General features: G+C 63.3%; 19 protein-coding genes. 12 read left to right on the forward strand and 7 right to left on the reverse strand.

The features are described from left to right. The first annotated feature begins 67 nt into the window (after positions 1–67). Positions 68–1,471: a UDP-N-acetylmuramate--L-alanine ligase gene (gene murC, locus AB7813_RS29805; RefSeq protein WP_068734093.1), complete on the forward strand. Its 1,404-nt coding sequence runs from the start codon at positions 68–70 to the stop codon at positions 1,469–1,471. A gap of 64 nt (positions 1,472–1,535) precedes the next feature. On the opposite strand, the gene AB7813_RS29810 is transcribed toward murC, so the two are convergent. Then, a complete protein-coding gene (locus tag AB7813_RS29810; RefSeq protein ID WP_120289047.1) occupies positions 1,536–1,871 on the reverse strand; it encodes a GIY-YIG nuclease family protein in 336 nt (111 codons plus the stop codon). Between the two features lie 125 nt (positions 1,872–1,996). On the opposite strand from AB7813_RS29810, the gene murB reads away from it, so the two are divergent. After that, positions 1,997–2,917, forward strand: a complete 921-nt coding sequence (gene murB, locus AB7813_RS29815; RefSeq protein WP_439064598.1) for a UDP-N-acetylmuramate dehydrogenase — start codon at positions 1,997–1,999, stop codon at positions 2,915–2,917. A 66-nt stretch (positions 2,918–2,983) separates the two neighbouring features. Here murB and AB7813_RS29820 read toward each other — a convergent pair whose 3' ends face one another. Next, a complete protein-coding gene (locus AB7813_RS29820) occupies positions 2,984–3,793 on the reverse strand; it encodes a bestrophin-like domain (protein ID WP_093760512.1) in 810 nt (269 codons plus the stop codon). 133 nt (positions 3,794–3,926) lie between these two features. On the opposite strand from AB7813_RS29820, the gene AB7813_RS29825 reads away from it, so the two are divergent. The 8 genes from AB7813_RS29825 to ligA all read left to right on the forward strand — a co-directional run bounded on the left by AB7813_RS29825 (position 3,927) and on the right by ligA (position 16,128). Next, the gene (locus tag AB7813_RS29825) at positions 3,927–4,937 is read left to right on the forward strand and encodes a D-alanine--D-alanine ligase family protein (protein WP_439063347.1); all 1,011 of its coding nucleotides are present in this window, start codon (positions 3,927–3,929) and stop codon (positions 4,935–4,937) included. A 478-nt stretch (positions 4,938–5,415) separates the two neighbouring features. Further along, positions 5,416–6,420 (forward strand): cell division protein FtsQ/DivIB, encoded by a 1,005-nt coding sequence (locus AB7813_RS29830; RefSeq protein WP_089267340.1) that lies wholly within the window; start codon positions 5,416–5,418, stop codon positions 6,418–6,420. Next, positions 6,417–7,742, forward strand: coding sequence for a cell division protein FtsA (gene ftsA / locus AB7813_RS29835; RefSeq protein ID WP_068734085.1), 1,326 nt, complete (start codon positions 6,417–6,419; stop codon positions 7,740–7,742). Before AB7813_RS29830 ends, ftsA begins: the two co-directional genes overlap by 4 nt. A gap of 98 nt (positions 7,743–7,840) precedes the next feature. Continuing rightward, positions 7,841–9,610, forward strand: a complete 1,770-nt coding sequence (gene ftsZ / locus AB7813_RS29840) for a cell division protein FtsZ (protein ID WP_068734083.1) — start codon at positions 7,841–7,843, stop codon at positions 9,608–9,610. A gap of 345 nt (positions 9,611–9,955) precedes the next feature. Further along, on the forward strand, positions 9,956–10,921 hold the full coding sequence (lpxC, locus tag AB7813_RS29845) for a UDP-3-O-acyl-N-acetylglucosamine deacetylase (protein ID WP_089267338.1): 966 nt from the start codon (positions 9,956–9,958) through the stop codon (positions 10,919–10,921). A gap of 288 nt (positions 10,922–11,209) precedes the next feature. Further along, the gene (bamD, locus tag AB7813_RS29850) at positions 11,210–12,106 is read left to right on the forward strand and encodes an outer membrane protein assembly factor BamD (RefSeq protein ID WP_439064599.1); all 897 of its coding nucleotides are present in this window, start codon (positions 11,210–11,212) and stop codon (positions 12,104–12,106) included. 13 nt (positions 12,107–12,119) lie between these two features. Further along, entirely contained in the window at positions 12,120–13,793 is a 1,674-nt protein-coding gene (gene recN, locus AB7813_RS29855; RefSeq protein WP_439063348.1) for a DNA repair protein RecN, read from the forward strand. Positions 13,794–13,977: 184 nt separating this feature from the next. Further along, positions 13,978–16,128 (forward strand): NAD-dependent DNA ligase LigA, encoded by a 2,151-nt coding sequence (gene ligA / locus AB7813_RS29860; RefSeq protein ID WP_439063349.1) that lies wholly within the window; start codon positions 13,978–13,980, stop codon positions 16,126–16,128. 929 nt (positions 16,129–17,057) lie between these two features. Here ligA and AB7813_RS29865 read toward each other — a convergent pair. Together AB7813_RS29865 and AB7813_RS29870 are read right to left on the reverse strand one after the other, a co-directional pair. Next, positions 17,058–18,281 carry a multidrug effflux MFS transporter gene (locus tag AB7813_RS29865; protein ID WP_439064600.1) on the reverse strand — a complete coding sequence of 408 codons (1,224 nt, stop codon included), beginning with the start codon at positions 18,279–18,281 and terminating at the stop codon, positions 17,058–17,060. Between the two features lie 78 nt (positions 18,282–18,359). Continuing rightward, positions 18,360–20,198 carry an aminopeptidase P family protein gene (locus tag AB7813_RS29870; RefSeq protein WP_439063350.1) on the reverse strand — a complete coding sequence of 613 codons (1,839 nt, stop codon included), beginning with the start codon at positions 20,196–20,198 and terminating at the stop codon, positions 18,360–18,362. Between the two features lie 189 nt (positions 20,199–20,387). On the opposite strand from AB7813_RS29870, the gene AB7813_RS29875 reads away from it, so the two are divergent. Continuing rightward, on the forward strand, positions 20,388–20,603 hold the full coding sequence (locus AB7813_RS29875; RefSeq protein WP_439057694.1) for a hypothetical protein: 216 nt from the start codon (positions 20,388–20,390) through the stop codon (positions 20,601–20,603). A 71-nt stretch (positions 20,604–20,674) separates the two neighbouring features. On the opposite strand, the gene AB7813_RS29880 is transcribed toward AB7813_RS29875, so the two are convergent. After that, positions 20,675–21,565, reverse strand: a complete 891-nt coding sequence (locus AB7813_RS29880; protein ID WP_439070827.1) for a 50S ribosomal protein L11 methyltransferase — start codon at positions 21,563–21,565, stop codon at positions 20,675–20,677. A 202-nt stretch (positions 21,566–21,767) separates the two neighbouring features. Beyond that, positions 21,768–23,369, reverse strand: coding sequence for a phytoene desaturase family protein (locus tag AB7813_RS29885; protein WP_439083773.1), 1,602 nt, complete (start codon positions 23,367–23,369; stop codon positions 21,768–21,770). 249 nt (positions 23,370–23,618) lie between these two features. Between AB7813_RS29885 and AB7813_RS29890 the strand changes: the two genes are divergently transcribed. Further along, positions 23,619–25,892 carry a spermidine synthase gene (locus tag AB7813_RS29890; RefSeq protein ID WP_439083772.1) on the forward strand — a complete coding sequence of 758 codons (2,274 nt, stop codon included), beginning with the start codon at positions 23,619–23,621 and terminating at the stop codon, positions 25,890–25,892. Positions 25,893–25,952: 60 nt separating this feature from the next. Here the strand turns inward: AB7813_RS29890 and AB7813_RS29895 are convergent, their stop codons facing one another. Beyond that, complete coding sequence (locus AB7813_RS29895; RefSeq protein ID WP_439083771.1) at positions 25,953–26,741, reverse strand: L,D-transpeptidase family protein; 789 nt, start codon at positions 26,739–26,741, stop codon at positions 25,953–25,955. Positions 26,742–26,844: the final 103 nt, after the last annotated feature.

Genomic DNA, 26,844 nt, shown 5'->3' on the forward strand with positions numbered 1-26,844 from the left:
GGATGCCCGGACGTCCAGCGAAGCTCGCTTCGCGCTGCCCGGACATGATGGAACATAGAGACGCCCCATGAGACTGCCGCGCGAAATCGGACCCATTCACTTTGTCGGTATCGGCGGCATCGGCATGAGCGGCATCGCCGAGGTGCTGTGCAATCTCGGCTACACCGTGCAGGGCTCGGACGCTTCCGAAAGTGCCAATGTCAATCGTCTGCGCGAAAAAGGCATCACCATCCATGTCGGCCACAAGGCCGATAACGTGTCGGGCGCCGACGTGCTCGTCGTCTCCACGGCGATCAAGCGCGACAATCCGGAACTGATGGCCGCGCGCGCGCAGCGCATTCCGGTGGTGCGCCGCGCCGAGATGCTCGCCGAGCTGATGCGCTTGAAGAGCTGCGTGGCCATCGCCGGCACCCATGGCAAGACCACGACGACCTCGATGGTAGCCGCATTGCTCGATGCCGGCGAACTCGATCCCACCGTCATCAATGGTGGCATCATCAATGCCTATGGCACCAATGCGCGGCTCGGCGCCGGTGAATGGATGGTGGTGGAGGCCGACGAGAGCGACGGCACCTTTCTGAAGCTGCCGGCCGATGTCGCCATCGTCACCAATGTGGATCCCGAACATCTCGATCACTTCAAGACCTTCGATGCCGTGCAGGATGCGTTCCGCCACTTTGTCGAGAACGTGCCGTTCTACGGCTTCGCTGTCATGTGCATCGATCACCCCGTGGTGCAGAGCATCGTCGGCAAGATCGAGGATCGCCGCATCATCACTTACGGGCAGAACCCGCAGGCCGATGCGCGGCTCGTTGACCTCAAGCCCGCCAATGGCGGCTCGTCCTTCAAGGTAGCGTTCCGCGATCGCAAGGCCGGCACTGCGCATGAGATCGATAATCTGCTGCTGCCGATGCCGGGTCGTCACAACGCACTGAATGCCACGGCGGCGATTGCCGTCGCGCATGAACTCGGCATGTCCGATGAGGCGATCCGCAAGGCCATCGCCGGCTTCGGCGGTGTCAAGCGCCGCTTCACCAAGACCGGCGAGTGGAACGGCGTCACCATCATCGACGACTACGGCCATCATCCCGTGGAGATTTCCGCCGTGCTGCGTGCCGCGCGTGAAAGCACCGCGGGCAAGGTCATCGCCGTGGTGCAGCCGCATCGCTACACGCGCCTGCAGTCGCTGTTTGAGGAATTCTGCACCTGCTTTAACGACGCCGACACCGTGATCGTCGCCGACGTCTATCCCGCCGGCGAAGCGCCGATCGAGGGCATCGATCGCGACAATTTCGTGCTCGGCCTGCGCGCCCACGGCCATCGCGAGGTGATCCCGCTGCAGGAGTCGGCGGCGCTTGCTGGTCTTGTCGCAGGCGTAGCGAAGTCGGGCGATACGGTCGTGTGTCTCGGTGCCGGCAACATCACGCAATGGGCTTACGCATTGCCGGGCGAATTGAAGGCGCTGGGGTGACTTGATGGGGCATACGCTGCAGAAGAGTTCGTCATGGCCGGGCTTGTCCCGGCCATCCACGTCTTTACTGCGTGATGAGAGGATACAGGTCGTCCCAGTTCGGATTGTCGATCATGATCTTCCGAACCTTCCACGCCCGCGGCCAGTGCTTGATGTTATGCTCGCGCTGAATGGCGTCGCGGATGTCCTCGAAGCGCTCGAAATACACGAGCAGCTTGAGATCGTACCGCTTGGTAAAGCCATCGACGAAGCCGGATCTGTGTTCGTGGACGCGGCGCACGAGATCGTTGGTCACCCCGACATACAGGATGCCATTCGGCCGATTGGTCATGAAGTACACGTAACCACCTGCCATGTTGATAGCTCGAAAGGCGTGGATGGCCGGGACAAGCCCGGCCATGACGGAGTTACATTTTCGCCTTATCACATTTGCGAGCGCTCCGCCCTTTTTAGTAGTAGTCTTCACTCTCTCTCGTCATGGCCGGGCTTGTTCCGGCCATCCATGTCTTCTTCCTGCGCAATAATATGACCTTCCCCGACATCACCCCCCAACTCAAATCCGCGATGCCCGATCTGCGCGGGCGTCTGCTCGCGAACGAGTCCCTCGCGCCGCTGACATGGTTTCGCGTCGGTGGTCCCGCGCAGGTGTTGTTCACGCCAGCCGACGAAGACGATCTCGCTTACTTCCTGTTGAAGCTGCCGAGCGATATTCCGGTCACCGTCGTCGGCGTCGGCTCCAATCTCATCGTGCGCGATGGCGGCATCAAAGGTGTCGTCATTCGCCTGAGCCCACGCGGCTTCGGTGCAGTATCAGCCGATGGCGACATCGTCAGCGCGGGCACCGCCGCGCTCGACAAGCGCGTGGCGGAGACGGCGGCAGCGGCGAATGTTGGCGGGCTGGAATTCTACTTCGGCATTCCCGGCTCCATCGGCGGCGCGCTGCGGATGAATGCCGGCGCCAATGGCGACGAGACCAAGGATGTACTGATCGAAGCAACCGGCATCGGCCGCGATGGCACGAAGCACGTCTTCGATAATGCCGGCATGCAATTCGTCTATCGCAATTCCGGCGTCTCACCGTCGATCATTTTCACGTCAGCAAAGTTTCGCGGGACGATCACCGATTCCGCCGCGATCCGCGCGCGGATGGACGAGGTGCAGGCGCATCGCGAGACCGCGCAGCCGATCCGTGAGAAGACCGGTGGCTCCACGTTCAAGAACCCGCCCGGTCATTCGGCCTGGAAGCTGGTCGATGCCGCCGGCTGCCGCGGTTTGCGTGTCGGCGGGGCGCAGGTGTCGGAAATGCACTGCAATTTCCTGATCAACACCGGCGATGCCACGGCGAGCGATATCGAAACGCTCGGCGAGACAGTGCGCGCGCGCGTTCTGGCGCAGTCGGGCATCGACCTGCACTGGGAAATTAAGCGGATCGGCGTCGCGCCGTAATACTATTTGTCTGATACATTTCCTTGACGCGAACCGGCACCGCTTCGCTCGGAAACGTTTTGGCTGCTATTTCGGCGGTGGCGGTAGTGCCGACGCCGGTCCGGCCTCGCTGATGCTCAGCAGATTCTCCAGCGGCGCAGGGGCGACGCGGAAGGCGCCGTCGAACGGATGCTCCTGCAGCGCGATAATGCCGAGCGCGACGATGGCGCCGCTGGCGAACACCGTGAGCGCCGCGAGCATGGCCCGCGGACGTTCCAGATGCACCAGCGCCAGCGCCAGTTGCGTGATCAGCCCGAGCAGCAGCACCGACGTCCATTTCAGATCGTTGGTGTGGTCGGTCGACAGGCTGAGCCGGTCATTGCGCGCGGTCCCCGCGCGGATCGAGGCGCCCATCAGCGCCCCATGCACCGTGTTGCTGGCATCGCGCGTGATGGCGGGATCGCTGATTTCGCGCAGCAGGCTGTCGTAGGCCACATCGGTGCGCGGCGACTTCAGGCCGAGCAGCATTGCCGGCCATTCCTCCGTCACTTCCGATGTCACATAGGCCTTCAGCGCGGCGCGTATGTTGGACATGTCAGTGACCGATGCCACGCTCAGCGTATGGATGTTGCGCAACTCGCCGGCCTCGATCTGAACGGCGCGGACGGCCTGGCGGTTGCGGTCACCGACGTCGCTGGCAAGGAAGCCCGTGAGCAGGCCGAACAGGATGGCCACCGAGGAAAAGAAGGGCGCGACGATACCGTGGAGGGACTTCAGCCGCATCGACAGCAGCCGGCTGGAGGTCAGCCCCACGAGGATCAGTGCGACTCCGTAATAGATGGTGCCCAGCGTCGCGAAGATGCCGAAGGTAGAGAGTTCGAGCCAGGCTCTGATCATCAGGTCGCTTCCATGTCACCGCGGGGCGGGCTCGCAAAACCGCCCCCGACAAGGCATTATATGACTCGGCTAGCGTGATGCTATTGCCTTGTCGGCAGCGGCGCGATTCGCGGATGGGTTCGGAGACGACACGATGACGGAGCAGGCGAGACCTCAGCGGATCACCATCATGTTTGGTGGCCTGAACAAGGAGCGTCTGGTGTCGGTGGCCTCCGCACAGGCCCTGCACAGCGCGTTGCCCGATGCGGATCTGTGGTTCTGGGATGCCGATGACCGCGTCTACGAGACGTCGGGCACGGCGCTGCTCTCCCATGATCGTCCGTTCGAGGATCCGTTCAAGCCCGGTGGCAGCAGCATCGGCGTGCTGACGCAGGCGCTCGACAAGGCCCAAGCCGAGAACCGCGTGCTGGTGCTCGGCATGCATGGCGGCGCTGCGGAGAATGGTGAGCTGCAGGTGATGTGCGAAATGCGCGGCATCCCGTTCACCGGTTCCGGTTCGGCATCATCCAATCTGTCTTTCGACAAGGTCGGCGCCAAGCGCTTCGCGGCCATCGCAGGCGTGCCCATCGTGGCGGGTGTCGCATTGAACGACATGGAAGCCGCGCTCGCCGAATACGGCAAGCTGATCGCCAAGCCCGCACGTGACGGATCGAGCTACGGCCTGATGTTCGTCAATGCGAAGCAGGATCTCGTTGCTGTGCGCAATGCGGCCAAGACCGAGGACTATGTGATTGAGCCGTTCGTCGCCGGCGTCGAGGCGACCTGCGCCGTGCTTGAGCAGGCCGATGGCTCGCTGATCGCATTGCCGCCGATCGAAATCATCCCGGCTGATGGCGGTTTCGACTATGAGGCGAAGTATCTCGCCAAATCGACGCAGGAGATCTGCCCCGGGCGTTTCACGCCGGAGGTTTCCGCGGGGATCATGGATTTCGCGGTGAAGGCGCACCGCGCGATGTCGTGCCGCGGCTATTCGCGGTCGGACTTCATCGTGTCGGCCAAAGGCCCAGTCTATCTGGAGACCAACACGCTCCCGGGCCTGACCAAAGCCTCGCTCTATCCCAAGGCGCTGAACGCGCAGGGGATCAGTTTCGTGGATTTTTTGAACGGCCAGATCGAGCTCGCGGTGAAACGGGCAGGCGGCTAACCAGCCAGTTATCTCACTCCGTCATGGCCGGGCTTGTCCCGGCCATCCACGTCTTCGCTTTTCGCCAAGGCGTGGATGCCCGGCACGAGGCCGGGCATGACGGAGTTTAATCGCTGGCCGTCCACAACACCCGATCGCCGCGTTAATTCCGGCAACCCCGCGACGCCGGCCATGAAGCTGCCGCAGTTCCCTCGGGCGCATCGGCCACACCTCGGCTAAAGTCTTCCACAGCCGCATCAAATCGCACTCTGCGCCCATCCCCTTTACACTTTGTTTACCAGGAAGGCCGAAGGTTAACGCTGGCGGCGCGTGTGCGCTTGGCTGCCGAGGCGTGAGCTTTGCGGGGACTCCGTGACGACGCGTATCGATGGAAAACCGGCCTTTTTCAAAGGCTTGAATCCATCCCGGCAGGACCGAGACGTCACTCACGCCTCAAGTCCCGCGCCAATGCGGACGTAACCTGTGACGAGCTCGTGGTATGGATGGTGGAGGACGCCTCTCTCGGTCGGTGCGACCCTTGAGGCCCCAAGCTGATCTTAAAATGGCTGCCCTTGGGGCAGGCATTCTGCTGCGCGAGCAGCTGAGCCCGCTCGCCCGCTTCTGGGCCCGTTTTCGTGCCGCCAAGCCTGCCGTCCGCGAACAGAGTTCCAATCGCTTCATCGCGACGCTTGAGCGTTACGCGCCGCGCCGCGTCGGAATTGCGGCCACCGTGTTGATGCTGACGGGCAGCCTCGCGCTTGGCGTGGTCAAGGGCAATCACGTCGACGAAATGGTCGAAGCTTTTAGCGATGCGCGCAACGCTGCGGCCAATGCCGCCGGCTTCCGCATTGCCTCCGTCATTCTCAACGGCCGCAAGCAGCTGACCCAGGACGAGATCCTGGCCATCGGCGGCGTCAATGGTCGCTCCTCGCTGTTCTTCCTCGATGCAGCGGCTGTCCGCGACAAGCTCAAGGCCAATCCGTGGATCGCTGACGCCAATGTGCTGAAGCTCTATCCGAACCGTCTGCAGATCGATGTCACCGAACGCACGGCTTTTGCGCTGTGGCAGGAGGACGGTCGTCTCTCGGTGATCGCCGATGACGGTGCCGTTCTCGAAAACTACGTGTCGCGCCGCTTCATGTCGCTGCCGCTGGTGGTGGGCAAGGGCGCCGACAGCAACGCCAGGGATTTCCTCGCGCTGCTGGATCGCTACCCACAGGTCCGCTCGGTCACCAAGGCCGCGATCTTCGTCGGTGAGCGCCGCTGGAATCTCCGCCTGAAGGATGGCCTCGACATTCGCCTCCCGGAAATCGACGTCGGCAACGCGCTGGCCATGCTCAGCAAGCTCGACAAGGAAGATCGCCTGTTCTCGCGCGACATCGTCGCCATCGACATGCGGCTGTCGGATCGGCTGACCGTGCGGCTGTCGGAAGACGCAGCGAAGGCGCGCGAAGATCTGTTCAAGGCACAAGACAAGTCCAAGAAGAAGGCTGGCGCGGCATGACCGGTCTCGATCGCAACCAGGCGCCGAAAACGCGTCAGATGGCGGCCAACCGCACCGCGCTGGTGGCGTCGCTGGACGTCGGCACCAGCAAGATCGCGTGCATGATCGCGCGTCTGCGGCCATCCGCGCCGAACGAAGCCCTGCGTGGCCGCAGCCATGCGGTTGAACTGATCGGCTACAGCCAGATCCAGTCGCGCGGCGTGAAGTCCGGTGCGATCGTCGATATGGGCGAGGCCGAGCAGGCCGTCCGTCAGGCGGTGGCGCTGGCCGAACGTATGGCCAAGGTTCGCGTCGAATCCGTGCTGCTGTCGGTCTCGGCCGGTCGCCTGCAGGGCCAACTGATTGAAGCGTCAGCCGATATCAAGGGCGGCGCCGTCACAGCGTCCGATATCGCACGCGTCACCTCGACCGGCATGCGCCACGCAACGCCGCCGGGCCGCACGGTGCTCCATGCATTGCCGGTCGGCTATTCACTCGATGGCGTGAAGGGCATTCGCGATCCCAAGGGCATGGTCGCCTCGCAGTTCGGCGTCGATATGAATGTCGTCACTGCGGACGCGACGGTCGCGCGTAACCTGATGCTGGTCGTCGAGCGCTGCCATCTCAATGTCGAAGCCATGGCTGCGGCGCCCTATGTTGCAGGTTTGTCCGTGCTGACCGACGACGAGACCGATCTCGGTGCTGCGGTCGTCGAGATGGGCGCAGGTACGACAACCATCGCGACCTATTCCGGCGGACGCTTCGTGCACGCCTCGGGATTTGCGGTCGGCGGGCAACACATCACCATGGATCTCGCGCGCGGACTCGGTGCTTGCATCGCGGATGCCGAGCGAATCAAGACGTTATATGGCACGGTGCTGACGGGTGGCTCCGATGCGCGCGAACTCATGAACGTGCCGACGGCTGGTGATAACGATCGCGATTTTCCGCAGGTCGTGTCCCGCGCCACGATCGCGAACATCGTGCGTCAGCGTGCCGAGGAGATTTTTGAAATGGTCAGGGACCGGTTGGCGGATTCGCCCTTCGCTGCAGAACCGCGCGCACGCGTGGTGCTGTCAGGCGGCGCGTCGCAGCTCACGGGCCTCGCCGAACTCGGCAGCCAGATTCTCGGACGGTCCGTTCGCATTGCACGACCACTCGGCTTCGGCCGGCTGCCCAATGAAGCCAAGAGCGCTTCGTTCGCGGTGCCGTCGGGCCTGCTGGTGTATCCGCAATTCGCTCATCTTGAACATGTCGAACCGCGGCATACGCGGCAGCTCAAGACAGGGACCAGTGACGGTTATTTCGGAAAGGTCGGACGATGGCTTCGAGAGGGCTTCTGATGAAATTTTTCCGGCCAGTGTTTTTTCCATCTCCGACGCCATCGGCCACCGGCCAATGGCATGACCACACAACGCGCGCGTAATCGAGAGGCAACCTCATGACCATCAATCTCAACGTTCCTGATATCAGCGAGCTGAAGCCCCGCATTACCGTGTTCGGTGTCGGTGGCGCTGGCGGCAACGCCGTCAACAACATGATCACCGCCGGTCTGCAGGGCGTCGATTTCGTCGTCGCCAACACCGATGCGCAGGCGCTGACCATGTCGAAGGCCCAGCGCATCGTGCAGATGGGCACGCAGGTCACCCAGGGACTCGGCGCCGGTTCGCAGCCGGATGTCGGTGCGGCCGCCGCGCAGGAAGTCATCGACGAAATCCGTGATCACCTGACCGGCGCCAACATGGTGTTCGTCACCGCCGGCATGGGCGGCGGCACCGGCACCGGTGCAGCGCCCGTCATCGCCAAGACCGCGCGCGACATGGGCATCCTCACCGTCGGCGTGATCACCAAGCCGTTCCACTTCGAAGGCCAGCGCCGCATGCGCACCGCCGAAGCCGGCATTGCCGAGCTGCACAAGGTGGTCGACACGCTGCTGATCATCCCGAACCAGAACCTGTTCCGGGTCGCCAACGAGAAGACCACCTTCGCCGACGCTTTCGCGATGGCCGACCAGGTTCTCTACTCGGGTGTTGCCTGCATCACCGACCTGATGGTCAAGGAAGGCCTCATCAACCTCGACTTCGCCGACGTGCGCGCAGTCATGAAGGAGATGGGCAAGGCGATGATGGGCACCGGCGAAGCCACCGGTGAGAAGCGCGCGCTGACCGCAGCGGAAGCTGCGATCGCCAACCCGCTGATCGACGATAGCTCGATGAAGGGCGCCCGCGGCCTGCTGATCTCGATCACCGGCGGCAAGGACCTGACCCTGTTCGAAGTCGACGAAGCCGCGACTCGTATCCGCGAAGAAGTCGATGCCGACGCCAACATCATTGTCGGCGCCACCTTCGACGAGAGCCTCGACGGCGTGATCCGCGTGTCGGTCGTCGCCACCGGCATCGAGCAGGCCATGCTGGCTCGCAATTCCTCGGCCCCGGTCACCACCGTGACCTCGGCCGTTGCTGCTCCTGCCGGCAACGGCGCTCCGGATGCCCGCCTGGCCGATCTGACCGCGCGTCTTCGCGCGGACAACCAGCGTCTCGCTGCCGCAGCGGCTGCCAAGTCTGCCGGCGCTCCGGCGCCCGCTGCCGCGCCCCGTGCACCTGCGACCAGCCATGAGCGTGCCGCGCTCGCCGCCATCGCCGCTGCCGTGGCTCCGGAAGCCGCTGCGCCGCAGCAGTATGGCGATGTGATGGTACGTCCGATCGCGCAGAAGCCCTCGCTGTTCCCGGAAGCGCCGCGTCAGGAAGCCCCTGTCGAAGCGCCGATCCCCGAACAGTTCATTCCGCCATCGGCCGAACGTGCTCCGCTGCGCGCTCCGCGGATGCCGAAATTCGAAGAACTGCCGATGCCGGCCCAGAACGAGATCCGTCAGGCACGCGGCGAATCGGAAGAGGAACCGCAGAAGGCTCGCCTGTCGCTGCTGCAGCGTCTGGCCAATGTCGGTCTCGGCCGCCGCGACGAGGAAACGGAAGCGCCGGTCTCCGGTCGTCCGTCGGCCCCGCCGATGGCTCCGATGCCGCCGCTGCCCGAGCGTAAGCCACAGCGCAGCGTCGCCCAGCAGATGGGTAACGAGCCGCCGGTGTCCGAATACGCCCGCCGTCCGGCCCCGCAGGGTCTTGATTCTCATGGCCGCCCGGCACCTGTTGCGCCGGCGCCACAGGGCGATGATCATCTGGATATCCCGGCCTTCCTGCGCCGCCAGACCAGCTGACCTTTGTTACAATCGTGACGACGACAGAAGCCCCGGCTGGATCAGCCGGGGCTTTCGTTTGTGACAGCCACCAAAAGGCGTAGGATTTCTTAACCTATTGATAGTAAGTCATTAATCTTTACCGTCGCGCTCTGCCAAGGCTCGAAACGGCCGTGGAACCGGCAGAAATTTTGGTTAACCCCTGGCCTGATTGCGGCAAAGGTGGGGTAACAATCGGTAAAAAAGCGTGAGTTGGCGCACTTTGTGGCAGGGGTTAATGTGACTGCGACTCGGGGACTCAGGAGGCCGCAAGGTTCGACTGAGAGAGTCCCTCTCATGACGAGAGGCTACTTGGGTGGGTACCTTATGACTTTCAGCCGACAGACAACGCTTGGATCGCAAGCCACCGTTACCGGTGTCGGCGTCCATTCTGGAAAGCCTGTCAGTCTCACGCTTGGACCTGCGCCCGTCGATGCAGGTTATATTTTTGTTCGCACCGGTCTTGAAGGTGCTGATCGCGAAATCCAGGCCGACGCCAAATCCGTTATCGCCACCGAGTTTGCCACCGTGCTCGGCGATCGTGAAGGCCCAATCGTTTCCACCGCCGAACATGTTCTCGCTGCGCTGCGCGGCATGGGCATCGACAACGCCACCATCGAAGTCGATGGACCGGAAGTGCCGATCATGGACGGCTCCGCAGCCGCCTTCGTCGCCGCCATCGATCAGGCCGGCGTTGTGGAGCAGGGCGCCCGTCGCCGCTTCATTCAGGTTCTCAAACCGGTGCAGGTTGCCATCGGTGACTCGTTCGGCGAAATCCGCCCCCACGCTGCGGGTTTCCGCGCCGAAGTCGAAATCAGCTTCGCCAATCCGGTGATTGGCCGCCAGAGCTACGTGCTCGATCTCAATCCCGAATCCTTCCGCCGCGATATCGCCCGTGCCCGCACCTTCGGTTGCATGAACGACGTGGCCCGCCTCTGGAGCGCCGGTTTTGCGCTCGGCGCGTCCTTCGAGAATTCCGTCGTGTTCGACGATGACAAGCTGCTCAACACCGAAGGCCTGCGCTACAGCGATGAATGCGCCCGCCACAAGGTGCTGGACGCTGTCGGCGATCTCGCGCTGGCAGGTCTGCCGATCCTCGGCGCTTACCGCTCGGTGCGCGGCGGCCACAAGCTCAACAACGCCGTGCTCTGCGCCCTGATGGCCGATCGTTCGGCCTGGAAGATCGTCGAAGCCGATGCCGTCCCTGTCCGCCGCGGCCGCGCCAGCGCCGATGTCACCTCGGGCATGCTTGGCGGCATGATCGCCCCGGCTTTCGGCCCGGACGTTTCCTAAGATCGGGCTTTCTGGCCTTCTTCTACCCGCTGCCGGTATTTTGCGTTGCGCTTTTGCGGGCGCGTAGACCTTTGCGGGCACCGAGACATCCCCGGTAACCATAACCGCCTGTATCTCCACATTCTTCGCCTTAATCCGGGCGAAATGGCTCCGTATCCGGTTGGTTAACGGATGTCATTCGGGTAGATAGAGCACGCGGTCAAGCGAAGCTGCGGGCGCGTATCCGGTTGGTCCGTGATTGTGCGCGTACCGCGCAGACACCGCATGAAGGCGTCAGGTCTCAGATATATGTCGGCACAGCGCATTACGCTCGAATCCCGTGATTCCCTGCTCACCCGCTTCGGCCGCCATGTGCGGTTGGCGTCGGGCCTCATCGTGCTGGCCGTGCCGCTGAGTGGCTGCGGCACCGGCGCACTGTGGGACAAGTTCGGCACCAAGGACGACACTTTCGTCGAGGAGCCCGCCGACAAGCTCTACAATGAGGGCTTGTACCTCATGAACAACAACAAGGATCCCAAGGCCGCCGCGAAGAAATTCGAGGAAGTCGATCGTCAGCATCCGTATTCGGAATGGGCGCGCAAGTCGCTGCTGATGTCGGCCTATGCGGCCTACGAATCCGCCGACTACGACACCTGCATCGGCTCGGCCACGCGCTATGTGACGCTGCATCCCGGTAGCCCGGATGCGGCCTATGCGCAGTATCTGATCGCCGCCTCGCATTACGACCAGATCCCGGACATCTCGCGCGACCAAGGCCGCACCGAAAAGGCAATGGCTGCGCTCGAGGAAGTGGTCCGCAAATATCCGACCTCGGAATATGCGACCTCGGCCAAGAAGAAGCTGGAAGGCGCACGCGACCAGATTGCCGGCAAGGAAATGGAAATCGGCCGCTACAATCTCGACAAGCGCAACTACACCGGCGCCATCAACCGCTTCAAGACGGTGGTGACGCAGTATCAGACCACGCGTCACGTCGAGGAAGCGCTGATGCGCCTGACCGAGGCCTATATGGCGATCGGCGTGGTCGGCGAGGCGCAGACGGCTGCCGCCGTGCTTGGCCACAACTTTCCTGACAGCAAGTGGTACAAAGACGCCTACAATCTTGTAAAGTCCGGCGGTCTCGAGCCGAGCGAGAACAAAGGGTCTTACCTGAGCAAGGCCTTCAAGAGATTTGGCCTCGGTTAGGAACTGACCTCCCATGCTGGCCCGTCTGTCGATCCGTGACATCGTCCTGATCGAACGGCTCGATATCGAGTTTTCCCGCGGTCTTGCTGTGCTGACCGGTGAAACCGGCGCCGGCAAATCCATTCTTCTCGATGCTTTCGCGCTGGCCCTCGGCGGCCGCGGCGATGCCGGCCTCGTGCGCCACGGCGTCGAGCAGGGCCAGGTGACGGCCGTGTTCGACCTGGCCAAGGGCCACCCGGCGCTGACGATTCTCAAGGACAACGGTTTCGACGACGATTCCGGCGAGATGATTCTGCGCCGCGTGCAGCTCGCCGATGGTCGCACCCGTGCCTTCATCAACGATCAGGCGATCTCTGTGCAGACCATGAAGGCGGTCGGCGCCGCTTTGGTCGAGATCCACGGCCAGCACGACGAGCGCGCCCTGGTGGACGCCGCCACGCATCGCCGGCTGCTCGACGCTTTCGCTGGGTTGGAGAAGGACGTCACCGCGCTGGAGACACTCTGGGACGCCCGCAAGACCGCTTATGCGGCGCTGGAGACCCATCGCGCCAATATGGAGCGCGCCGCCCGCGACGCCGATTATCTGCGCCACGCCGCGGACGAGCTGAAGAAGCTCAACCCGAAGGACGGCGAGGAGAGCAAGCTTGCGGAGCGCCGCACCGGCATGATGCACGGCGAGAAGATCGCGGCCGATTTACGCGAGGCGCAGGAGGCCGTGTCCGGCCATCATTCGCCGATCTCGTCGCTGGCCGCCGCCGTGCGCCGGCTGGAGCGCCGCGCCGGTTCATCGCCGTCGCTGGTCGAGCCTGCGGTGAAAGCGATCGACGTCGCCATCAACGCGTTGGAAGAAGCCGATCAGCATCTTGCCGCCGCGCTCATCGCTGCCGATTTCGATCCTGCGGAACTCGAGCGCATCGAGGAGCGGCTGTTCGCGCTGCGCGGCGCCGCGCGGAAATATTCGACGCCGGTCGACGGGCTCGCCGCGCTGGCCGCGAAATACTTTGCCGATGTCGCCACCATCGACGCCGGCGCCGGCCAGCTCAAGGGGCTGGAGAGTGCGGCGTCGGAGGCCGACAAGAAGTATAGCGCTGCGGCGAGCAAGCTTTCGGCCGCGCGCATCAAGTCCGCCGAGAAGCTCAACAAGGCCGTCATCGCCGAGCTCGGCCCGCTCAAGCTTGAACGTGCGAAATTCATCACCCAGGTCGACAGCGATGCGGCGACGCCGGGTCCACACGGCATCGACCGTGTCGAATTCTGGGTTCAGACCAATCCCGGAACCCGCCCGGGCCCGATGATGAAGGTCGCCTCCGGCGGCGAACTCTCGCGCTTCCTGCTGGCGCTCAAGGTGGTGCTGTCGGACAAGGGCTCGGCACCGACTCTGGTGTTCGACGAAATCGACACGGGGGTCGGCGGTGCCGTCGCCGACGCCATCGGCGCGCGCCTGGCGCGGCTCGCCGGCAAGGTCCAGGTGATGGCCGTCACCCACGCCCCACAGGTGGCAGCGAGGGCCGACCAGCATCTGCTGATCTCCAAGGATGCCCTCGACAAGGGCAAGCGCGTGGCGACGCGCGTCAACACGCTGGCCGAGGATCATCGCCGCGAGGAAATCGCGCGGATGCTCGCCGGCGCGGAGATTACCGCCGAAGCGCGGGCCGCAGCGGAGCGGTTGCTCAAGGGCGCGGCCTGATTTGAACGTCATTCCGGGGCGCTCGCCTCTTGGCGAGCGAACCCGGAACCGCGACGTGCACCTTGTTTCACCATTGTACTCCGTCATGCCCGGCCTTGTGCCGGGCATCCACGTCTTTACAACAGCGCTTCAAGGCGTGGATGGCCGGGACAAGCCCGGCCATGACGAACATCGGTGACCGCGTATGGCAAAACCCGCAAAAACTCCCCCCGACATCTCCACGCTCACGAAGCCCAAAGCGAAGATCGAGCTGATGCGGCTGTCGCTGGAGATGGAAGCGCACAACAAGCGCTACTATCAGGACGACGCGCCGACGGTGTCGGATGCGGACTACGACGCGCTGCGTCGCCGGGTCGAGGCGATCGAAGCCAAATTCCCCGATCTCGTCACCGGCGCGTCACCGACACAGACGGTCGGCGCAGCGCCCGCGCGCGGCTTTGCCAAGGTGCAGCATGTGATGCCGATGCTGTCGCTGGGCAATGCGTTCAGCGATGAGGAAGTGACAGAATTCGTCGAGCGCATCCAGCGCTTCCTCAAGCTCGATGAAATCCCTGCCATCGTCGCCGAGCCGAAGATCGACGGTCTGTCGCTGTCGCTGCGCTACGAGAATGGCGAACTGATCCGCGCCGCCACGCGGGGCGACGGTTTCACCGGCGAGGATGTCACTGCCAATGTCCGCACTATCAAGGACATTCCAACGACGCTGAAAGGCAAGCACATCCCTGCCGCCTGCGAATTGCGCGGCGAGGTCTATATGCTGAAGAGCGATTTCCTTGCCCTCAACAAGAAGCAGGAAGAGGCCGGCGACACCGTGTTCGCAAATCCGCGCAACTCGGCAGCGGGCTCATTGCGCCAAAAGGACGTGGCGATCACCGCGTCACGTCCGCTGAAATTCTTCGCCTATGCCTGGGGCGAGATGTCGGATTATCCGATGCCGGAGCCGACCCAGCACGCGATGATCGCGTGGCTGGACAAGGCCGGTTTCACTGTCAATCCCGAGATCACATTGTGCAAGAGCGTCGACGATGCGCTCGCCTTCTATCGCCGCATCGGCGAGATCAGGGCCAAGCTCGGCTATGATATCGACGGTGTCGTCTACAAGGTCGACCGCATCGACTGGCAGGCGCGGCTCGGTTTCGCCGGCCGCGCGCCGCGCTGGGCGATCGCACATAAATTCGCGGCCGAGCAGGCGACGACGGTGCTGGAGAAAATCGATATCCAGGTCGGCCGCACCGGCGCGCTGACGCCGGTGGCGCGGCTGACGCCGATCACCGTTGGCGGCGTCGTAGTGTCGAATGCAACGCTGCACAATGCGGACTATATCGCCGGCATCGGCAATGACGGCCAGCCGCTGCGCGACGGCGTCGATATTCGCGAAGGCGACACCGTCATCGTGCAACGCGCCGGCGACGTCATCCCGCAGGTCGTCAATGTCGTCCTCGACAAGCGCCCGAAGAGCGCAAAGCCGTATGAATTTCCCACCAAGTGTCCGGTCTGCGGCAGCCATGCGATCCGCGAGAACGACGAAGTCGTCACGCGCTGCACCGGCGCGCTGGTCTGCCCGGCGCAGGCAGTCGAGAAGCTCAAGCATTTCGTCTCGCGGCTGGCCTTCGACATCGACGGGCTCGGCGACAAGCAGATCCAGGAATTCTACGACGAGGGCATCATCATGCATCCCGTCGATATCTTCACGCTGGCCAAACGCGACGAGCGCAACACCAAGAAGCTGCGAGACCGTGAAGGTTACGGCGAGACCTCGGTGCGCAACCTGTTCGCCGCCATCGATGACCGCCGCAAGATCGAGCTCAATCGCCTGATCTTCGCGCTCGGTATCCGTCACATCGGCGAAGGCAATGCCAAGCTGCTGGCGCGACACTACGGTTCGTTCGCTGCGTTTCGCGAGGCGATGCTGGCGGCTGCTGCGGGGCAGGGCACCGAGGAGAATACGTCCGAAGCCTATTCCGATCTCAACGCCATCGACGGCGTCGGTGAAATCGTCGCGGACGCGGTCGTCGAGTTCTTCGCCGAGAAACGTAACGTCAAGGCGCTCGACGAATTGCTCGGCGAGATCGAGGTGCTCGATGTCGCACAGGCCAAGACCGATACGCCGGTGGCTGGCAAGACCGTGGTGTTCACGGGCTCGTTGACCAAGTTCACGCGTGATGAAGCCAAAGCCGGTGCCGAGCGCCTCGGCGCCAAGGTCGCAGGCTCGGTGTCGAAGAAGACGGACTATGTGGTGGCCGGCGAGGACGCAGGTTCGAAGCTCACCAAGGCGCGCGATCTCGGCGTTGCAGTGCTCACGGAAGATGAGTGGCTGGCGCTGATCGGGGGGTAAAGACCCGCACGGTCATTCCGGGGCGTGCGTCGCCCGCGAAGCCGGCAGAGCGCGAACCCGGAATCTCGATATGTTCGGCGCGGTTGAAGACTCCCATGCTGAGATTCCGGGTTCACGTGCGCGAAGGCGCGCCCGCGCCCCGGAATGACGAGGGTAGGGTGCACAGAGGCGCCCAAACATTTTTTCCTATATCCCGTTGACAACATCCCCATCAGGTTTATATTCCCCTTCGTCCTGCCCCACCGAGAGGGGCGATCGCGATCGTCACGTTCGCGGGCAGGATGCGGTGGACGCCGGAGATGCGGCGTTACGCGGTTCATGGGTTGACGTCTGTCTTCGGGCAGGACGGATCTGCGCCAGCACTGCCACTGGCAAGGAGACGTCCGACCTTGGGATGGAAAGACTCCCTGGACAGTGTGACGGACGACCAAGTCAAAACGTGTCCGGCCTATTCGCTTGAGGCTCCCTTCCCATCGCCTTGGGACTTTAATTCGGTGATCGGATCGTTCGCTGAGGCAAAGTGCAAGCAACCGAAAAAACACCGCATGCGGAACGTCGGGCAATCGCTCGGCGCCTCCGAAAGTCCTGATGCACTCACTTGCGGAAGACCGCATTTCGCATCAGGCCCAAGGGTGCAACGGGCACCCGGCGTTCCGCACGCCCTCTCACAGGGGGCAGGGAATGCGACAGACGACGGCGCCCCCGCGCCGCAAATAATGGGGGCGATGACGCATGTCTGAAGAGCAGTGGCTGTTTGACAGTTGAATCAGGAGAGACGTGGCGCTCCGTGATCACGACATACTCAGTCGTCATGCGCGGGCTTGTCCCGCGTATCCACGCCTTCGCGACAAAGGAAGACGTGGATGGCCGGAACATCTAGCGAAGCTCGCTTCGCGCTGTCCGGCCATGACGTGGAGAGAAAAGCGCTCCTACAACAACCCGCTCTCTTCGCCTTCGGCCTGCTCGATCAGTTCTTCCGTCACCACGGTCTTGCGGCGGGGGACCAGAAAGATCATCGCGGCTGCGCAGCCGCAGGACAGCACGACGAGCGCAATGTTGAGCGGCACCGGCGTTGCGAAATGGCCGCCGAGCCAGGCGCCGAATTGCGAGCACAGCGAGCCCAATCCCATCTGCAGGAAGCCCATCATGCCCGATGCCGTGCCCGCGGCCTGCGGCCGAATGCTGAGGGCGCCGGCAGCGCCGTTCGACATCACGAAGGCATTGCCGAACATCACGATCATATGGGTGAGGAACAGCCAGGCCGGATTCTGGTTCAGCCCGGTGAGGCCCCAGACCACGTTGAGCATGGCGCCGCCGAATTGCAGCGCGAGGCCGAACCAGATTAGTTGTTCGATGGTCCGGCGCGGCGCAAAGCGGACGCAGCAGAGATTGCCGACGAGATAAGCAAGACCCGATGTCGCGAACCACGCGCCATATTCGGCCGATGTGCGGCCCATCTGCGTGACCACCACATAGGGACCGCCGCCGGCAAAGGTGAAGATGATCCAGGATGCCACGACGTAACAGAGGAGATAGCCGATAAACGTCCGGCTGCGCAGCAGCACCCGCGAGTCGGCGATGAAGCCGCCGCCGCTCACGTCACTGGCGGCGCGCCGTCTGGTCTCGGGGAGAAAGAATGCGATCGCGAGCGTCACGACCAGCGAAGACGCGGTGACCACATAGAAGATCGCGCGCCAGCCGAAGCCGGTTTCCAAGAGACCGCCGGCCAGCGGGCTCAGCATCTGCGCGATCATCATCACCGCGATGACGAGACTGATCATCGCGCCGACGCGTTCGCGCGGATAGAGATCCCTGATGATGGCGCGGCTCATCACCATGCCTGTTGCGCCGCCGAGCGCCTGAAAGAACCGCGCGGCGATCAACTGCGGCAATGTGAGCGCAAAGCTGCTGCCGATGCCGGCGATTACCATCAGGCCGAGACCGGCAAGCAGCACCGGACGCCGGCCGAACTTGTCCGACAGAGGTCCCATGATCAGTTGCGAGAAGGCGAGGCCGACCATGTAGAGCGACACCGTCATCTGCGCGATGGAGATGTCGGCACCGAAGGTGCGCGCGAGTTCGGGCAGCGCCGGCACCAGCATATAGAGCGAGATCGGCGCGATGCCGGTCATCACCACGAGCAACAGCAGCATTACCCGCGATTTGGAGAGGTCGACGGCGTCGACTTTTGGAAAAGGCGGGCTGTAATTCACGTGGTGGCTGTTCTCTCGCTATTGCGGCTGCGTCAGCGGCTCTGTCGCCGCTTCCAGCCAGACGCGCGTCGCTTCATCGTCGAGCAGCGGCATCACCTCGCGGCGAACGCGGGCGTGATAGTCGTTGATCCATTTGAGTTCGCGCTTGCTGATGCGATGGGTATTAATTAGCCGGCGATCGATCGGCGCCAGCGTCAGCGTCTCGAATTCATTCATCGGCAGTTCGGCGCCCTCGATATGGGCTTCGACCACCAGTTCGAGATTCTCGATGCGAATGCCGAAGGCGTCGGTCTTGTAGTAGCCGGGCTCATTGGAGAGGATCATGCCGCGCTTGAGCGGCGTGGTGCCGAGCTTGGAGATCCGCGCCGGGCCTTCATGCACCGACAGATAGCTGCCAACGCCGTGGCCGGTACCGTGGGCGAAGTCGAGGCCGGCATGCCACAGAAACTGCCGCGCCAGCGTATCGAGCTGCGCGCCGGTGGTGCCGTCGGGAAACGCCGCGCGCGCAATGGCGATATGGCCGCGCAATACGCGGGTGAAGCGGTCGCGCATCTCGTCGGTCGGCTCGCCGATCGCAATGGTGCGGGTGACGTCGGTGGTGCCGTCTTCATATTGCGCGCCGGAATCGATCAGCAGCAGATCGCCGAGCGCGATACGGCGATTGGTCTTGCGGGTGACGCGGTAATGCACGATGGCGCCGTTCGGCCCGGTGCCGGCGATGGTCGGAAACGAGACATCCTTCAGCGCGCCGGTCTGGCGGCGGAAGGTCTCCAGCGCCTCGACGGTGTCGATTTCGGTGAGCTTGCCCTTCGGTGCCTCGCGGTCGATCCAGGCGAGAAACCGTGCCAGCGCCACGGCGTCGCGGCGATGCGCGGTCTGTGTGCCCTTGATCTCGACGGGATTCTTCACTGCCTTGAGCAGAGCGATGGGATCATTGCCGCGCACGGGCTTGCCGCCACTAGACGTGATCAGCCGGCTCAGCGCATCGGCGGCGGTCGCATTGTCGAGTGCGATGGATGCGCCGGAGCCGGCGAGATCGCTCAGCGTCGCAGTCAGCGCATCCGGCTCCTGCACATCGGCCGAGACTTCCAGATGGTTGCGCGTGCTGTTGGAGAGCTTGCGGTGGTCGATGAAAATCTGCGGGCGGCCGTGTTTCGGTACCAGCGCATAGGACAGCGGCAGCGGCGTATGGGAGACGTCCGCGCCGCGGATGTTGAAGGCCCAGGCCACCGCATGGGAATCCGACAGCACCAGCGCATCGACACGCAGACGCTCCATCTCGCCGCGGATCTGGGCGAGCTTGTCGGCTTCGGAAACGCCGGCATAGTTGAGCGGGTGAATCGATACCGCGCCGAGCGGCGGCGCCGGGCGCTCGGCCCACACCGAATCGAGCGGATTGCTGTCGACCGCCACCAGTTCGGCGCCGGCCTTGGCGCAGGCCGCTGCCAGCCTCTCGGCTGCCGCAGAAGTGTGCAGCCATGGATCAAATCCGAGGCGGTTTTCGGGCTTCAGGTGATCCGTAAGCCAGCTCTCCGGCGGCGGCTCGACCAGCGACTGGATGCTCCACGCATTCACATCGACTTGTTTGGCCGCCTGCAGCGTATACCGGCCATCCACGAACACGGCGGCGTCCTGCAACAGCACGATCGCCATGCCAGCCGATCCGGTGAAGCCGGTGAGCCAGGCCAGCCGCTCGTCGGAGGGCGGCACATATTCGTTCTGCTGCTGATCGGCGCGGGGAATCACGAAGCCTGTCAGTTTCCGGCGCAACAATTCCTCGCGAAATGCGGCCAGCCGCGCAGTCAGCGCCACGCCGCTTTCGGGCTCTTCGAACGTCTGGAAATGGGCTTCGAACATCGCGGGATCATCCTATGGGTGCGCTGTCAGGCCTGCAATCGAGGGGCAGGGTTGCGCAGATTTGGCACAAGTTATGCTTGAAATCTGATGGTTGTGTTCAACCGGATGGAACAACGTCCCCCGGCTCGTGTTGTCGGTGCGATGCTTGGCCATTCAGAGTGTCTCAACTCAACGAAGAGGGGATACACAATGCCTGCTTTTACGTTCGAGAAAATTTCGCCACCCCCCACGCTTGGCCATTCCCAGCCTACCCAGGTGCAGTCCACCCAAACTCCGCCCAGTCAGCCAAATCAACGCAGCGGTATCATCCAGATTCTGGGCCGTTTCGTCGAAGCCCGCGTGACGCGCGTCGAGCGGCTGGAAAATGCAGTGCTTCGTCGCCGCGACGTGCCGCCCCCGAAGTAGCAAAATCAGCCGTCAGCTTTAGCCAGATCGCCCGTCATTATTCCGGAGTTCGGAAAATGACGAGTGGCGTATCAGCCTGCGCGCTGCATCAACAGGCTGCTCCAGCCCTCAACGATCTGATGCTTGCGGAGCACCAGCCCGCGGGCGCGATAGGCGGCGATCACGCTCATCGCCTGATGCGGCAACAGGCCGGATAGGATCACCATGCCATTGCGCGTGAGGTGCCGGCTCATATCGGTCGACATCGCCCGCAGAGGATTGGCGAGGATGTTCGCGAGGATCAGATCGAACGGCGCGCGATCGCCAAACGCCGGCGAGGAGAAGCCCGTTGCGCAAACGGTATCGACGAGATTGCCGACGCCGTTGAGCCGCATGTTCTCGCGCGCCACCTTCACAGACATTGGGTCGATATCGGTCGCGAGCACGCGGCGTTTCGTGGCCTTCGCAGCAGCGATGGCCAGCACGCCTGTGCCGGTCCCCAGATCGAGCATCCGTTTCGGCGCTTTCGCACGCAGCACATAATCGAGATAGATGAGGCAGCCGCGCGTAGTACCGTGATGGCCGGTGCCGAAAGCGAGTGCGGCTTCGATCTCGATCCCGAGTTGATTGGGCCGTACTTGGTCTCGGTCATGCTGGCCATGGACGATGAAGCGGCCGGCGCGCACTGGCACCAGACCCTTGAGGCTCTCCTTGACCCAGTCCTTGGCCTCGATGCTGTCGAACACGATGCTCGCCGCCACGGTGTCATCTGAGGCAAGGCTGACGAGCTCGCGGATCGACGCCTCGTCCGGCGGATCGGCGAAATGGACGGTGACGTCCCAGCGGCCCTCGGGGCTCTCGAATGCAGCAATCGCGGCCTGTCCTTCCTCGAAACTCTCGGTGAGGAGATCGACGATGCGCTTGGCGCTGAATTCGTCGCCGACGGCAAAGGTGGCGCGGCTGGTTCCTTGGGGCGTGGTCATCGCGGGTCCGGGTGGCGTCGTGAACAGGGTCTGCACAGCTTAGGCGCGCTTGGTACAGGGTTTATACCGGCGGGGATACAGGGGCGATACAGCGGCTGCGCACAGGTTATAAGCCGATTATACCGCCGTACTCCTGAGCTTCCGCACAGGCTTTTTCAGGACTCATCCACCGCCTGTGCACAGGCTTATCCACAGGATGTCCTTAGCCGAACAGCGCCCGGTGGTCCCTGAGGATCGCCTTGGCCGCATTGTGGCCAGGCGCGCCCGTCACGCCGCCGCCGGGATGCGCGCCGGAGCCGCAGTGATAGAGCCCCTTCAGCGGCCCGCGATAATCCGCATGGCCGAGCATCGGGCGGGCCGAGAACAGCTGGTTCAGCGAGAGCGCGCCATGGAAGATGTCGCCGCCGAGCAGGCCGAAGTCGCGTTCCAGATCGAGCGGTGACAGCGCCTGCCGGCCGATCACGCTGGCGGCAAAGCCCGGTGCATAGTCATCGACGGTCTTGATCATCAGGCCCGCGACCTCATTCCGATGGTCATCCCACGATGTGCCGTTCGGGAGTGTCGGCGCAACATGCTGGCAAAAGAGACTGGCGACGTGCTGGCCTGGTGGGCTGAGGCTGTCATCAAGAGTGGAGGGGATCAGTACTTCGACAATCGGCTGGCGGCTCCAGCCGTGTTGCTTAGCATCGAGCCAAGCGCGATCCATGTAGGCGAGACTCGGCGCGATGATAATGCCCGCCGAGAGATGATCGCCGTTGCCCGGCAATGCGGTGAAGGAGGGCAGGGTGCTCAACGCGACATTCATGCGGAATGTACCGGAGCCGTTGCGCCAGTTGCGGATGCGATCGAGGAACGGCTTGGGCAGCGCATCCGCCGGCATCAGCCGTGTATACAGCAGCTTCGGATTGACGTTGGAGGCAACATATTTCGCGCGGATGCTCTCGCCATTGTCGAGGATGACGCCGACGACCTTGTCGTTCTCCACGAGGACTTCGCGCACGCCGTTGTCGAGTTCGATCTGCACGCCGTGCGAGCGTGCCGCGGCGGCCATGGCCTGCGTGATTGCGCCCATGCCGCCGATGGCGTGACCCCAGACGCCCTTCTTGCCGTTCACCTCGCCGAAGGCATGGTGCAGCATCACATAGGCCGAACCGGCGGCATAGGGGCTAGCATAGTTGCCGACCACGGCATCGAAGCCGAACAATGCCTTCACCAGATCATGCTCGAACACGTCGTCCAGCATCTCGCCGGCGGAGCAGGTGAACAGATCGAGCAATACGCGCTGCTGTTCGATGGTCAGTGCGTTGAGAATCTTCGCGGTGCCGAGCGCATTGATGGCTTCGCTGATCGCGCCGAGACCGAAACCTTGCACGACGTTCGGCGGTGAACGCAGCACGAAATCCCTGAGCACATCGGCGATGACTTCGAGCTCATGCGAGAACGCACCAATCCGCTCGGCATCGCGCGCGTTGAGCTTGGCAACCGACTGTTGCGTGCGGCCTTCGCCTGTCAGGAGATAGCTGCCGTCCGGTGCGGGAATGAAATTCTGCGCCTTGCGCTCGACGATCCGCAGGCCGTGTTCGGCGAGCTTCAGATCAGAGGCGATCTGCGGGTTGAGCAGGCTGACAGTGTAGGCCGCGACGGAATTGCGGAAGCCGGGGTGAAACTCCTGCGTCACCGCGGCGCCGCCAACCACGCAACGTCGTTCGACCACCTTCACGCGCAGCCCGCTCATGGCGAGATAGGCCGCGCAAGTGAGGCCGTTATGGCCGGCGCCGATGATCAAAACGTCGGTGTCTGACATGTCCGCTTCAACAAAGCCTGCTAGAGCGTTTTCGTGCGAAGTGGCGACCGGTTCGCATGAAGAAAACGCGTCAAACGAAAATAGGGCCCTCTTTATCGAAGAGGTGCGCGCGCGGCACAAGGCCGCCCGTCACGATTGTGGTTCCATAGTTAGCGCGCATTGCCCGAAACGGTGCCATATGCTCCATTCCCGCCCGCCGGCTACCGGCCGGATTCTTGCTTTTCTGCCGCGCAATATGCTGGAGCCTTCATGAGTTCGTCGCAGCCCGTCGCCGCCCCAAACTCGGCCTCCCGCAATCGGCTCCTTCTGGTGGTTTACACCGCGGCGATCTTCACCAGCGCGCTGCTGTTGTTCTCGGTGCAGCCCCTGTTCACCAAGATGGTGCTGCCGCGGCTCGGCGGGTCGCCGGCGGTGTGGTCGGTGGCGATGGTGTTCTTCCAGTCGCTGCTGCTCGGCGGCTATGCCTATGCCCATTACCTGATGCAATTGCGAAGCCGGCTGGTGCCGATCGTCGTTCATCTCCTGTTGCTGGCTGTTGCGCTGCTGACGCTGCCGCTGTCCATCGCATCGGGCTGGGGCACGCCGCCGGAGAGTGGCTATGCGTTCTGGCTGCTCGGCCTGTTCGGGGTGTCCATCGGTCTGCCGTTCTTCGCGCTCGCTGCGAACAATCCGCTGCTGCAGGCCTGGTTCGTGCGCACGGGCCATCCCAATGGCCACGATCCGTATTTTCTCTATGCGTCGTCGAATATCGGGAGCTTTCTCGCGCTGCTGACCTATCCGGTGCTGCTGGAGCCGATGTTTTCGCTGCGCACGCAGAACCTGATCTGGACGTCCGGCTATGGCCTGCTGATCCTGCTGATCGCCGGCTGCGGCGTGTTGCTGCTGAAGTCGCCGCCGGTTGCCGTCGCTGCACCGGGGGCTGATGCCATCGACGCGCCGGCGCCGAGCTGGGCGCTGCGTGCACGCTGGATCTTCCTCGCGGCTGTCCCATCCGGCCTGCTGATCGCGGTCACCGCGCATATCTCGACGGACGTCGCTGCGGCGCCGCTGCTCTGGGTGCTGCCGCTGTCGCTTTATCTGCTGACCTGGGTGCTGGTGTTCCAGTCGCGTCCGCTGCTGCCGCACTCATGGGTCCTGATGTTGCAGCCTCTCGCGATTGCCGGCGTGGTTGTCCTGCTCGCAGTTGGCGGCGAACAGAATCTGCTGCTGACCCTCGGTGGTCATCTGTTGTGCTTCTTCATTATTGCCATGGCGTGCCATGGTGAATTGGCCCGGCAGCGTCCGGCTGCTCGGTATCTCACGGGCTACTATGTAGCGTTGTCGTTCGGTGGCATGGTCGGTGGCCTGTTCGCCGGGTTGATCGCGCCGTTCACATTCTCATGGATCGCGGAATATCCGATCCTGATCGCATTTGCCGTGCTGTGCCGGCCGTCATTGCCGGAGCGGTATTCCGGCTGGGCGCGCTGGTACTGGATCGCGCTCGTGGTTGCCGCAATCGCATTGATCGTGCCGAGCTACACAACCGGCAAGCTGTTCACGTGGATCGATACCCAACGTGTCTATGTCGTCAGCACCGTTGCCGTTGTCGGCATAATCGCGGCGATCCTGCGGGCTGACCGGCTCAAGCTCCTGGCGATCACTGTCCTCGCTCTGGCGCTGATCCGTTTCTACCCGGCCGACGATGGCCGGGTAGAAACCGTGCGCAGCTTCTTCGGCGTACACAAGATCGTGGTGACGACGAACGGCCAGTATCACGTGCTGATGCACGGCACGACCATCCACGGCGCAGAGAAGTATCTCAACGACGATGGCACGCCGGTGACCGGACGGCCGGAGCCGATCTCCTATTATTACAAGGACGGCGGCATCGGGCAGGCGATCACGGCGGTGCGCGCCCGCAAGGGGGCGCCACTGCGCGTGGCAGTGATCGGCCTCGGTTCGGGGTCGCTGACCTGTGCATCGGCGCCGGGCGAGGACTGGAAGTTCTTCGAGATCGACCAGTCGATGGTCGATACCGCAAGGGATCCGAAATATTTCAGCTACATCCAGAAGTGCGAACCGGACGTTAAACCGGTGATCGGCGATGCAAGGCTGACTTTTGCGAAAGAGCCTGACGGCGTCTACGACCTCATCATCGTGGATGCCTATTCGTCGGACGCGATTCCGATCCATCTGGCGACCGAGGAAGCGATGGAGATTTACAAGGAAAAGCTCGCCCCGCAGGGCGCCGTCGTCATGCATGTGTCGAACCGGCATCTTGAACTCGCCAGCGTCGTGGTCGGCATCGCCGATGCCAATGACATGAAGAGCTGGGTCTATTCGGAGGATTCCGGCCGCGACAACGAATATATCTTCTCGACCAATGTGGTCATCTCGGCCCATGACGCCGCCGATGTCGGCTCCATCGCGACATCATCGCAATGGGCCCTGACCGAGGCGAACGACGATCAGCGGGTCTGGACCGATGACTATTCCAACGTGCTCGGCGCCGTGTGGCGCCGGCTACGGGACGGGGATAACTGAAGCGTTTTCAAGCGAAGTGGACGCCGGCCCGCGTCAGGAAAACGCGTCACACAGGTTCGCTCAGTAATCGCCGAAGAAGCCGCGCGGCTGATACGGCCGCGGTGCGTAGGCCTGCGGCGGGTATTGCCGGCTGTAATAGCCACGATTGGCGTAATACTGCTGGGTCTCGGCTTCCGTCATGCGGCGATAGCCGGGAGGGGCCGGATAACGCTGACCGTCATTGCCATCGGCCGGATAGATGTAACGATCGTCATCCGCCGGCTGTACCTGACGCGCGACGCGGCGGTTCGGCGCCGCGGCCGGCGGAGTGAGATCCACAGGATTGCCGGCGGAGTCATACGACGTTGTGGCGGGTGCGATGTCGCGGCGGGCGACGGCAGACGGCTTCGCCGGGCGCGGGTTGCGGGCGAGGGCGACCTGTGAGGAGCCCGTCAGCGTGACGGTGGTGTTGAGTACCCCGTCGGCCTTGACCATGGCGAACAAGGTCGCGGCGTTCTCGCGCGACAGCCGAACGCAGCCGTGGGAGGCCGGCGAGCCCAGGCGGTTCACGGAATCGGTGCCGTGGATGGCGTGGCCCTTCTTGGTGAAGAAGATGGCATGGGGCATTGGCGCGTCGTCGAATTCCTTGGAGAAGTGATCCTCCTCCATGCGGAATGTCTGGAAGCTGCCATTCGGGGTCTCGTAGGATGGAATGCCTGACGAGACCGGCCAGCGATATTTCTCGACGCCGTCCTGAACGACGGTCAGCTGCTGGGCATCCTTGTCGACGGTAATGGCAATCTTGGCCTGCGCAGTGTTGGTGGCGGCGAAAACGGCGAGACCCGCAAGGGTCATATAAAACGAACGCATCTTACCTTGGCCTCCGGGCCGTAACCTGTTGTACCGCCTACCGTCCCGCACCCAATATGCATATCGGGCGGCCCGCGTGCCAGTGACAGTTTCGTGCATCCTT

This window comes from Tardiphaga sp. 20_F10_N6_6, from assembly GCF_052076045.1.
In the GTDB taxonomy this organism is placed as follows: domain Bacteria; phylum Pseudomonadota; class Alphaproteobacteria; order Rhizobiales; family Xanthobacteraceae; genus Tardiphaga; species Tardiphaga robiniae.

What these genes read in the sequence shown, in the direction of transcription:
- AB7813_RS29865 (WP_439064600.1), bottom strand. Translation starts at nt 18,281, where the DNA reads ATGCTGCTGTTGCTCGTGGTGATGACCGGCATCGCGCCGATCTCGCTC.
- recN (WP_439063348.1), top strand. Translation starts at nt 12,120, where the DNA reads ATGCTGGCCCGTCTGTCGATCCGTGACATCGTCCTGATCGAACGGCTC.
- bamD (WP_439064599.1), top strand. Translation starts at nt 11,210, where the DNA reads ATGTCGGCACAGCGCATTACGCTCGAATCCCGTGATTCCCTGCTCACC.
- ftsZ (WP_068734083.1), top strand. Translation starts at nt 7,841, where the DNA reads ATGACCATCAATCTCAACGTTCCTGATATCAGCGAGCTGAAGCCCCGC.
- lpxC (WP_089267338.1), top strand. Translation starts at nt 9,956, where the DNA reads ATGACTTTCAGCCGACAGACAACGCTTGGATCGCAAGCCACCGTTACC.
- AB7813_RS29895 (WP_439083771.1), bottom strand. Translation starts at nt 26,741, where the DNA reads ATGCGTTCGTTTTATATGACCCTTGCGGGTCTCGCCGTTTTCGCCGCC.
- AB7813_RS29825 (WP_439063347.1), top strand. Translation starts at nt 3,927, where the DNA reads ATGACGGAGCAGGCGAGACCTCAGCGGATCACCATCATGTTTGGTGGC.
- AB7813_RS29880 (WP_439070827.1), bottom strand. Translation starts at nt 21,565, where the DNA reads ATGACCACGCCCCAAGGAACCAGCCGCGCCACCTTTGCCGTCGGCGAC.
- AB7813_RS29830 (WP_089267340.1), top strand. Translation starts at nt 5,416, where the DNA reads ATGGATGGTGGAGGACGCCTCTCTCGGTCGGTGCGACCCTTGAGGCCC.
- AB7813_RS29875 (WP_439057694.1), top strand. Translation starts at nt 20,388, where the DNA reads ATGCCTGCTTTTACGTTCGAGAAAATTTCGCCACCCCCCACGCTTGGC.
- murC (WP_068734093.1), top strand. Translation starts at nt 68, where the DNA reads ATGAGACTGCCGCGCGAAATCGGACCCATTCACTTTGTCGGTATCGGC.
- AB7813_RS29885 (WP_439083773.1), bottom strand. Translation starts at nt 23,369, where the DNA reads ATGTCAGACACCGACGTTTTGATCATCGGCGCCGGCCATAACGGCCTC.
- AB7813_RS29890 (WP_439083772.1), top strand. Translation starts at nt 23,619, where the DNA reads ATGAGTTCGTCGCAGCCCGTCGCCGCCCCAAACTCGGCCTCCCGCAAT.
- AB7813_RS29820 (WP_093760512.1), bottom strand. Translation starts at nt 3,793, where the DNA reads ATGATCAGAGCCTGGCTCGAACTCTCTACCTTCGGCATCTTCGCGACG.
- ftsA (WP_068734085.1), top strand. Translation starts at nt 6,417, where the DNA reads ATGACCGGTCTCGATCGCAACCAGGCGCCGAAAACGCGTCAGATGGCG.
- murB (WP_439064598.1), top strand. Translation starts at nt 1,997, where the DNA reads ATGACCTTCCCCGACATCACCCCCCAACTCAAATCCGCGATGCCCGAT.
- AB7813_RS29810 (WP_120289047.1), bottom strand. Translation starts at nt 1,871, where the DNA reads ATGGCCGGGCTTGTCCCGGCCATCCACGCCTTTCGAGCTATCAACATG.
- ligA (WP_439063349.1), top strand. Translation starts at nt 13,978, where the DNA reads ATGGCAAAACCCGCAAAAACTCCCCCCGACATCTCCACGCTCACGAAG.
- AB7813_RS29870 (WP_439063350.1), bottom strand. Translation starts at nt 20,198, where the DNA reads ATGTTCGAAGCCCATTTCCAGACGTTCGAAGAGCCCGAAAGCGGCGTG.